This is a genomic window from Helicobacter suis (assembly GCF_902196125.1).
Classification (GTDB): Bacteria; Campylobacterota; Campylobacteria; order Campylobacterales; family Helicobacteraceae; genus Helicobacter; species Helicobacter suis_B.
Map to the genome: position 1 here is coordinate 1 of NZ_CABIKG010000049.1, position 1,021 is coordinate 1,021.

At 41.1% G+C, this 1,021-nt stretch carries 3 protein-coding genes; all 3 read right to left on the reverse strand.

Translation table 11 applies throughout. The features are described from left to right. Nucleotides 1–117 precede the first annotated feature (117 nt). The gene (locus G6Q00_RS08205) at nt 118–345 is read right to left on the reverse strand and encodes a hypothetical protein (protein WP_163532753.1); all 228 of its coding nucleotides are present in this window, start codon (nt 343–345) and stop codon (nt 118–120) included. 2 nt (nt 346–347) lie between these two features. Further along, the gene (locus tag G6Q00_RS08210; protein ID WP_163532754.1) at nt 348–629 is read right to left on the reverse strand and encodes a hypothetical protein; all 282 of its coding nucleotides are present in this window, start codon (nt 627–629) and stop codon (nt 348–350) included. Continuing rightward, nucleotides 622–1,021 (reverse strand): polymorphic toxin type 50 domain-containing protein (locus G6Q00_RS08215; RefSeq protein ID WP_205426580.1); only part of this gene is annotated, 400 nt, incomplete at its 5' end. The genes G6Q00_RS08215 and G6Q00_RS08210, both read right to left, overlap by 8 nt.

Consider the following 1,021-nt stretch of genomic DNA (forward strand, 5'->3'; position numbering starts at 1 on the left):
CAAATAGGATTGAGAAAGCAAACACGGAAGAGCCTCCCGCGTTAGATTTAGGGATTGATGAAAGCGAAATTATGGAGCTTTTAGATCAAGTGGCGGGGGCTGTAGGCGTGTTGTAGCCTACTTTTTTACCGGCTGGGATTCGATCTTTTGGATTTCTGAGGCGTGTAGCGCGTATCCTACACCTTGATAGGTTACCCTTAACTCATCTTCTTCGTCCTCACCCTCTTGGGGGTCTGGCGGGGCGTAATCATAGCCATCTAGCTTGGCATTCTCCCAAATATCCCCATCTACAAAGGTAATTTTTAATAATCGGGGGTAATTGTCCATATCAGGTAAATTTTTCAAGGTTAATCTTTTACTCTCTCAGACGCTAATACGGCTTCATAGGCTTTATTATCAAGCTTATACAGCGGGGTTATTTGCTTAATGTCTGAAACATTTAAGCCATAAAGCCAGCCACCACCCATGCTAATTACTAAATTATCTTCTTCTTCGCCACTACACGCCGCAAAATCATAACCAGAAAAAACCCCCTCAATAGTAGTGCCTTCATCGCAAATTTGATCGTTAACTAAGGTAACCCTAACAGCCCAGCCTAGATATTTTATATACTCTTCTAGTTTAATCATGTTTGCCCCTAACAAACGGCACAATATGCATGCCCTTTTTATTGAAGTGTACCTTACTATAATTTGTTTTTGTTTTTTCTTTGATTCCGCCAAATGGCATAACCACGCCTTCAAAATCTGGGTGATGAATAATTAATTTCTTATCCCATCGCTTTTCTGCCTCTATCCCCGTCGTTTCCCTAATCCACCCCCTAACCTCCTCAATTGTAGGGGCTTTTGTATAGTAACTGCGCCCTTGCTTATAATTTGGGCTATTTAATACATGCAAATCCTGCCTATCATCTAAAGTTAACAAAGCTAGCGCGCTTTTAATTGTGTTTAAAACTCTTTGGGTAAAGGGGTAAGGTTTTTCAGCTGGGGCGCGTTTGGCTAATTCGTCAAAATCTAATTTT